Source organism: Variovorax sp. P1_H12_2, from assembly GCF_056405335.1.
The window spans coordinates 19,527-27,690 of record NZ_JBFUCI010000032.1 but is presented as its reverse complement, the minus strand read 5'-3'; the positions used below and the strand labels follow the sequence as shown (position 1 = coordinate 27,690).

Here is an 8,164-nt window from a genome sequence, read left to right as displayed (position 1 = left end):
GCTGCGGACCGCCCGATCGCCTCGCCGGCGGTGCGCAGGCGCGCCTGGGAACTCGGCGTCGACCTGAAGGACGTCGCGGCCAGCGGCACCGCCGGCCGCATCGTGCACGCCGACCTCGAAGCGCACGTCGCCGCGCATGGCGCGCGGCCGCCGGACCGTGCGCCCGCCACGGGCAACGCCGAACGCAACGACCTGCAGGCGGTGCCCGTCATCGGCCTGCGCCGCCGCATCGCATTGCAGATGCAGGAATCGAAGCGTCGCATTCCGCATTTCAGCTACGTCGAGGAGGTCGACGTCACCGAGATCGAGACCCTGCGCGCAGCGCTCAACACGAAATGGAGCGCCGAGCGGGGGCACCTGACCTTGCTGCCCCTGCTCATGCGCGCGACGGTGCTGGCGGTGCGCGAGTTCCCGCAGGTCAACGCCCTCTTCGACGACGAGGCGGGCGTCGTCACGCGCCACGGCGCGGTCCACATCGGCATCGCCACGCAGACCCGGCACGGCCTGGTCGTGCCGGTCGTGCGGCACGCCGAGGCGCGCGACCTGTGGGCCATGGCCGCCGAAATGGGGCGCCTGGCCGAAGCCGCGCGGGGGGGCCGCGCGACGCGCTCGGAACTGAGCGGCTCGACGATCACCCTCAGCAGCCTCGGCGCGCTCGGCGGCATCGTGTCGACGCCGGTGATCAACCGTCCCGAGGTCGCCATCGTCGCCGTCAACCGGATCGTCGAGCGCCCGGTGTGGCGCGGCGGTGCCGTCGTGTCGCGGCGGTTGATGAACCTGTCGTCATCGTTCGACCACCGGGTGGTCGACGGCATGGACGCTGCGCGGTTCGTGCAGGCGATGCGCACGATGATCGAAGACCCTGCGCTGCTGTTCGTCGAGTAGTGCGCTTCACTTTGGCGGCGGGGTTGGATCGCGCAGGGCCATGGGGTCTTGAACCGATCTTGAGTTTCCGGGAATGAACCGGTCGACCAGCGCCCTCCGAACAGGAATTGGGCGACGTCGTTTTTTTGAGCCATCCACGAGGAGAACGAGGCATGGCATGACCCCAGGCGCATTCGTCGGAGCGGTTCTCGTCGTGCTTGCCACGATGATGCCTGCGCATGCCCGCACCGAAGCCATGGGCGGGGGGCCGTCCCACCGTGGCGTGTCACGCCCACCGGTCGCGAGCAACGCGCTGTCTTCCGACGAGGGTTCGAGCAGCGTGAAGACCGACGCTGCGGCCAGCCCTGGAGGGGCGATCTACACCCCTTTCGTGGAGGGGTCCGAATCCAGCAGCCCGCATGCCGCCGCGACGCCATCCTCGAAGGCCGAGGCCCCGGACTTGAGCCTCACGGTCGTCGCGGCGCTCGCTGGCGTCGCCGTGTTCGGGTACATCCTGCGTCGCGCCATGGATGCCCATTGAGGGCTCCGTCGCTACCGCACGCGCCAATCGAATGCCCCGCCTTTGCCGACCTGCCTCCATGGGTATTGAACCGATCGTCCGTTGCCGGGAATGAACCTGTCCGGTCGGCAAGCGCCGTCCGGGTCCGTGTTTCAACCCGCTTGGAGGTCACCATGAACATCCCACGGTTGTCGACCGCCCGTCAGTTTCGCATCGGTCGCGCTGCCGGCGCCTGCCTTGCCGTCGCCTGCGGCGTCGGCTTCGGGGGCGTCGAGGCCGCCGCAGCGTCGAACCAGCCACCGCCGCCGTGCCATCCGAACCCGCATGCCAAGGCCGACAGCGAGATCGTCGAGCATCGCGGGGATGTGCGGCATCTGCCGGATCCATTGAAGGATCGGTTGGAGGCGCTGGCCGAGCGCCCGCATTCGGCGCTGCCCATCCAGGCGTACGCCGAAGCCGATCAGCCGAGCCAGCTGTTCCAGTACTACGTGCTCGACACGACAGGCTTCGAGCCGAATCCGTTCACGAAGCGGTTCCCGGGTGTGAACGACCAGGTGCAACTGACTGCGACCGGATTCGACTGCGGGCTGTCCACGATCGGTGCCGTGCGGCTGGTGGTGGAGCCCAAGCCGGACCTGCCGACCGACCCGACCGACATACGCGCGTTCATCGACATCTTCACCGACCTCTCGGGTCTGTTCGTCATCAACAACGAAAGCGGCTGGTACGAAGGCTGGATGATCCACGATCTGCGCGTCGCGCCCGTGGCTGCGCCGGCGGCCGCCGCCAAGCAGGCGTTCGGCACGATCACGCCGGAGGACGCCGCCGCGCTGAAGGCGATGGGCGATGGCCACAACGTGCCGGGCCAGTTCTTCACGATGGACGGGCGCGATGTGCATCTTCCAGGCGCCGACGACCGGTTTCCGAGCAGGCAGACCAACGTCGTGCCGATCCAATTGAGCATGGGGGCGTACAACTGCCTGCAGCAAAGCGACTGCCATGCCTACTGGGAATTCAACTACACGACGAACTGGGTCCACCCGACCTATGAATTGCCCTTCACCGGCGGCCTGCCGGGCAGCTTCGAGGCAGGCCAGCTCGGTGCACTGGCGTCCATCGTGCCGGGGTCGGGCCCCGCTGGCGTGAAGAACAATCCCGTGACCTACGGCGACAACCCCAACACCCTCGGCGCGCTGACGGGCAGCGGCCCCCGCGACCCTGACAGGTTCGACGGAGAAGCCGATGCACAACGCGAGTACCGGATGCGCTTCATTCCGAGCGGCCTGGCGCACGAGATCTATCTGGACATCTACGAACGGGTCAAGTCCTTCGAGCCGGGTGTGCCGTTCCCGCAGCGCTTGTACGACGCCTATGCGATCGAGGTCCAGCGGGTGGACGCCAATGGCGACGGTGTCATCTCGGCCGTGGAAGGCGACGTCGACACGGCCTCCGATGGCTTCACGGACAACGCGCGGCTGTTCCTTCCGCCGACCTCCTTCAACCGCTTCGCGGTCACGCGCGAGATCAATGACGGGATGCTGGCGCCGCGCTTTGCCCCGAGCCAGAGGGCCTGGGTGTTGAGCGGGAGCCAAAAGGTGGTCCAACCGGCCGTGCCCGCGTCCGAAGGCCGCGATGGTGATGACCGTTGACGTTGCCGCGGCCCACCTCGAGCGCAAGGGAGTAGAGTCTCTGAACACCTCACAGCACGAGCCTTCCATGTCGAGCATGCCCCGCGATGCCGTTCGGACGCAGGATGAGGAGTCGCCGTTGGCCGAACGCGCCGAGGCCCGTCTGGTCGGCCGAACCGCGAACGGCGAGTCGCAAGCGTTCGAGCAGCTGTACCGCGCCTACCACCCGCGACTCACGCGTTTCCTGGGCCGCGTGACGAGGCGGCCCGGTCTCGTCGGAGAACTGCTGAACGACACGATGCTGGTCGTCTGGAACCGGGCCGGAACCTACAACGGCCACTGCAAGGTATCGACCTGGATCTTCGCCATCGCCTACCGCAAGGCCATCCAGGCACTGAGCCGCCTGGACGAGCCCGTGCAGGACGAGCGCGACGACGATCATCCCGCGCCTCTGGAGGCCGGTCCCGAGTACCATGCCGCGCAGTCGCAAATGCGCGCGGTGCTCGCGCAAGCCCTGGACCGCCTCTCGCTCGAGCAGCGTGCGGTGGTCCATCTCACCTACTTCCACGGCATCGGCTGCCGCGAGATCGGCGAAATCATCGGCTGCCCGGTCGACACGGTGAAGACGCGCATGTTCCACGCACGGCGCAGGCTGAAGACATTGCTGTCCGGCCGGCTGGAGGATTGGCTGTGAGCGGGCGGGTGGTGCACCTCGGCACGGACTTGCATCAGAAGGTGCAGGCGCTGTTGCCGTGGTATGTCGGTGAGAGTCTCGGCGCCGAAGACCGCCTCAGCGTCGAAGCCCACATCGCAGAGTGCCCGCGCTGCCAGGACGAGCTGGCTTGGGAACGAAGGTTTCAGGCCGCCTATGCGGACATCGACGCCCCGGGCGGTGATGTCGACCAGGGATTCGCGCGCTTGCAGGAGCGCATCGCCGGCGCCGTGGTGCAGCGGCGACGCGTTGGCTTCCTGGCGCGGCTGAAGGATCGCTGGCGCGAAAGCCCGGGGTGGACGCGCTGGGCATTGGCGGCGCAGTTCGCTGTGGTCGGGGCGTTGAGTGGCTTGCTGCTCCTGCCGCTCGCTCCCGAACGGGGCTTCCGGGCACTCGGCGGCTCCGCGGCAACACCTGGCGACAGCGGCAACCTGATCGTGAGGTTCCGGCCCGACGCCACCGAACAGGAAATGCGACGTGCGCTGCGTGACAGCGAGGCCCGGCTGGTCTACGGCCCGACCGCCACCGATGCCTATCTGCTGGCCGTGCCGGCTGGCCTCGAAACGGCGGCGGCAAAGCGGCTGCGCCAGGAAAGCTCGGTGTTGCTCGTCGAACCGCTCGACGGTCGGGCTGCGCCATGAAGTTCCTTCTGGTCGCGTGGCTGCTCGCTCTCGCCGCGGTCCAGCCGCTCGCCCGCGCCGCGCCGGCCGATCAGACGGCGGCATCGACTGCCGCCGGCCAACAGGTGCTGCTGTTGTTGCGACTTCCGCCGGAGCACTTTCGACCCGAGAGCGCCTATTCGGGCGGCTATGGCGACGGCCCGGCGCACGGCGCGCGGCGCCGCGTGGCTGCGGCGCTGGCACGCGAACACGGGTTGACGCTGCTCACCGACTGGGCGATGCCGCTGCTGGGGGTGGACTGCTTCGTGTTGGCGGTGCCTGATGACCAACTGCCCGAACGCGTGGCGCAGGCGTTGTCGCGCGACCCGCGCGTCGCCTGGGCCCAGACAATGAACGTCTACCGGACGCGCGGCCACGACGACCCGCTGTACGCGCTGCAGCCGGCGGCGCAGGCCTGGCACCTGTCGGATCTGCATGAGACCTCCACCGGCCGTGACGTGCGCGTCGCCGTCGTCGACAGCGGCGTCGACGCGGACCAACCTGACCTTGTCGGTCAGGTGGCGTTGAAGGAGAACTTTGTCCTCGGCCATCCCGACCTTCCGGAGCACCACGGCACTGCGGTCGCTGGCATCATCGCCGCGCGCGCCGACAACGGCATCGGCATCGTGGGTGTGGCTCCGAACGCCCGCCTGCTGGCGCTGCGCGCCTGCTGGCAAGAGAGCAGCCAAGCGACCCTGTGCACGAGCCTGAGCCTTGCCATGGCGCTGCACTTCGCCATCACGCATGAGGCGGACATCATCAACCTGAGCCTCGGCGGCCCGCCCGATCGCCTGCTGGGCCGGCTGCTGGACGTGGCGCTGTCGCGCCGCATCAGCGTCATCGGCGCCGTCGATCGAAGCCTGCCGGACGGCGGGTTTCCGGCCTCACATGCCGGAGTCGTGGCCGTCGCCGACGACTCCGGCGGTCCGGCCTTCCTGGGTGTCCTGGTCGCGCCGGGGCGAGATGTGCCGACCACGCTGCCCGGTGCCCGCTGGGACCTCGTATCGGGCTCGTCCTTTGCCGCAGCCCACGTGGCGGGGCTGTTCGCCTTGATGCGCGAGCGGTCGCCTGCGCACGCGGTGCCGCCCTCCATCGCCAGCGTCGTATCTTTTCCCGGCGGAAGAATCGACGCTTGTGCCACACTGACCCGCGTCGCAGGCTCTGGTGCCTGCGTCCGCACCGTGACGCGCTCCACGACACCCCTCAACGTTCGTCAGTGACATGCTGACCGCCGGTCTGCGTGCCGCGCTCTGCACCTCGCTATTCCTTGCCTGCGGCGTCGCGTCCGCACAGACCGGCGGGAGCGTCGCGTTCTTTTCGAACTATCTCTACCGCGGCGTTTCCCTCAGCGACGAACGGCCCACGCTCAGCCTGAGCGTCACCCACGACGATCCGAACGGCTGGTTCGGCGGCGCATCGCTCACGGGCGTGACGCTGGGTCCGGACCTCCGGCGGCAGCTGCAGGTGCTCGGCTACGCCGGGTATGCGGGCCGGCTTTCGGATCGCCTCGGCTGGGAAGCGGGTGCCACCGCCGTTCACTTCGGCGCTGACTCGCGGTACGACTACGTCGAGGCGTTCACGGGCCTGAGCGGCGAGCGGTGGAACATGCGGCTGCACTACGCACCGGACTATTTCGGCAGCGGCGCACGCACTGCCTATGGCGAATTCAACGCCGGTCTGCCGCTCTCGCCAATGACGCGCGCGACGGCCCACGTGGGCGCCCTGATGCGGGTCGGCGGGATTTCCACCGAAGGCGGACGCCTGACCCTCGATGGGAGCCTTGGGCTGGCCGTCGCGCGCGACGCGTGGGAAGTGCGACTCGACTGGATCGCCGGCGGCCGCAGCGCGGTCTACCCGACCGCCTATGGGCGCGCGGCCGGTAGCGCGCTGGTACTGAGCGCGTCGCTGGCCTTCTGAATCGCCGGCGAATGAACCTTTTGGCCTCGGCGTGGAATACACCGAGCCCAGCCCGAAAGGAATCGCAAATGAGTACCTATCGCCTGAAGTTGTACGGGCTCGCTTGTGCGAGTGCGCTTGTGTTGGCCGCCTGCGGCGGCGGCGGAAACTCCAACGGCAGCATGGTGGTGCCGGGCGCCGGCACCGGCATGAACACCGGTATGAGCACCGGTATGGCCGCGGCCACCGGCATGAGCTATGTCGCAACCAACCTCGTGTCCGATCTCTCCGGTGCGAACAATCCGTACGGCAGTGCCAGCACGGACCCGCATTTGCTCAAGGGATGGGGCGTGGCCTTCAACCCGACGGGGTTCGTCTGGGTGACGAGCAACGGGACCTCGACCTCGACGCTCTACGACGGCAACGGCACGCCGCAATCGCTGGTGGTGGCGATTCCGCCCGGCGCCGCCGGCAGCGCGATGCCGACCGGCATTGTCTTCAATGGTCATCAGGACTTCATGGTCACGCAAAACGGCAAGTCCGGTGCAAGTGCCTTCATCTTCGCTGGCGAAGCAGGCACGTTGTCGGGCTGGTCGCCCACGGTCGACATGACCCATGCCGTCAAGGTCTTCGACGGCGGGGGCGCGGGGACGGTTTACAAGGGCCTGGCGCTCGCCAGCGCAGGCGCATCGGACGTGCTGTACGCGGCGGATTTTCACCACGCGGCGGTCGACGTGTTCGACTCGAACTTCGCGAAGGTCGGCGTCGCAGGAGGCTTCGTCGATTCGGCATTGCCACCCGGCTACGCGCCATTCGGGCTCCAGGCGATCGGCGGCCTGGTCTACGTCAGTTACGCCAGGCAGGACGCGTCGGCGCGCAATGAGGTCGCAGGCGCCGGCCTGGGCGCCGTCGACGCCTTCGACAGCGCCGGGCACCTCGTCAAACGGCTCGTTCCGGTCGGCAGTGCGCTCAACGCGCCGTGGGGCATGGCCATGGCGCCGGCCAACTTCGGTCCCTTCAGCAACGCATTGCTGGTGGCCAATGCCGGGGACGGGAAGATCAACGCGTTCAACCCGGAGACCGGCGCACTGATGGGTACGCTCTCGATGATGGACGGCAATCCGATCGCGATCGATGGCTTGCGCGGCATCGCGTTCGGAAACGGGATCAACAACCAACCTGCAAACACGCTGTTCTTTGCCGCGGGGCCCGGCGGAGGAAATCACGGTGTCTACGGCCGCATCGATAACCGCTGACACCTTGTCCGTGAAGGAGAAAATCACCATGAAGCGCGCAGTTGCTGTATTCATTTCCGCCATGTCACTGGCCGTCAGTCTTTCCACCCTGGCAGCCGGTGGCGGTGGCGGTGGTGGTGGTGGTGGTGGTGGTGGCGGTGGTGGTGGCGGTGGCGGTGGAACCGGAATGGGCGAAACGGCCAATCCGGATCCCGACTTCAGGGCGGGAATGGCAGCAGTCAGCAAGGAGGACTGGCCGCAAGTCCTGGCGCACATGACCGTCTACACCCTGCGCAGTCCCGGCGACGCTGACGCCTGGAACGAACTCGGCCACGCGCACCGCAAACTGGGCGACATGCAGGCCGCGCTGAGCGACTATGACAGGGCGCTGAGGATCAACCCGAAGCACAAGGGCGCGCACGAGTATCTCGGCGAGGCCTACCTGCAGATGGGCGATCTCGGGCGGGCCGAGCAGGAGTTGAAGGTACTCGATTCGCTCTGCTTTTTTCCGTGCGAGCAGTACACCGACCTGAAAACGGAAATCGCGAAGTACCGGAGCCAACACGCGAAGACGGGACCGTGACGCCCGAGCGGGAGGGCGCTTCGCCGCTGGCGCGAGTCAGACCGTGCTGCTTTCGGAGGCACCCTGT

The 8,164-nt window shown here is 67.9% G+C and carries 9 protein-coding genes; all 9 read left to right on the top strand.

All coding sequences use genetic code 11. The features are described 5' to 3' along the window. The coding region (locus AC1D2K_RS05905; protein ID WP_478087055.1) for a dihydrolipoamide acetyltransferase family protein at window positions 1–885 on the top strand (885 nt) is incomplete at its 5' end. Between the two features lie 157 nt (window positions 886–1,042). After that, window positions 1,043–1,405, top strand: coding sequence for a hypothetical protein (locus AC1D2K_RS05900; protein ID WP_478087053.1), 363 nt, complete (start codon window positions 1,043–1,045; stop codon window positions 1,403–1,405). A 152-nt stretch (window positions 1,406–1,557) separates the two neighbouring features. Then, a complete protein-coding gene (locus tag AC1D2K_RS05895) occupies window positions 1,558–3,033 on the top strand; it encodes a hypothetical protein (protein WP_478087051.1) in 1,476 nt (491 codons plus the stop codon). A 67-nt stretch (window positions 3,034–3,100) separates the two neighbouring features. Beyond that, window positions 3,101–3,706 (top strand): RNA polymerase sigma factor, encoded by a 606-nt coding sequence (locus AC1D2K_RS05890; protein ID WP_478087049.1) that lies wholly within the window; start codon window positions 3,101–3,103, stop codon window positions 3,704–3,706. A gap of 29 nt (window positions 3,707–3,735) precedes the next feature. After that, window positions 3,736–4,365 carry a zf-HC2 domain-containing protein gene (locus AC1D2K_RS05885; protein WP_478087047.1) on the top strand — a complete coding sequence of 210 codons (630 nt, stop codon included), beginning with the start codon at window positions 3,736–3,738 and terminating at the stop codon, window positions 4,363–4,365. Then, window positions 4,362–5,603 carry a S8 family peptidase gene (locus AC1D2K_RS05880; RefSeq protein WP_478087045.1) on the top strand — a complete coding sequence of 414 codons (1,242 nt, stop codon included), beginning with the start codon at window positions 4,362–4,364 and terminating at the stop codon, window positions 5,601–5,603. Before AC1D2K_RS05885 ends, AC1D2K_RS05880 begins: the two co-directional genes overlap by 4 nt. Before the next feature lies 1 nt (window position 5,604). Continuing rightward, window positions 5,605–6,300 (top strand): TorF family putative porin, encoded by a 696-nt coding sequence (locus AC1D2K_RS05875; RefSeq protein WP_478087043.1) that lies wholly within the window; start codon window positions 5,605–5,607, stop codon window positions 6,298–6,300. A 68-nt stretch (window positions 6,301–6,368) separates the two neighbouring features. Next, entirely contained in the window at window positions 6,369–7,535 is a 1,167-nt protein-coding gene (locus AC1D2K_RS05870; protein WP_478087042.1) for a TIGR03118 family protein, read from the top strand. 10 nt (window positions 7,536–7,545) lie between these two features. Then, window positions 7,546–8,097: a tetratricopeptide repeat protein gene (locus tag AC1D2K_RS05865; protein WP_478087040.1), complete on the top strand. Its 552-nt coding sequence runs from the start codon at window positions 7,546–7,548 to the stop codon at window positions 8,095–8,097. Window positions 8,098–8,164: the final 67 nt, after the last annotated feature.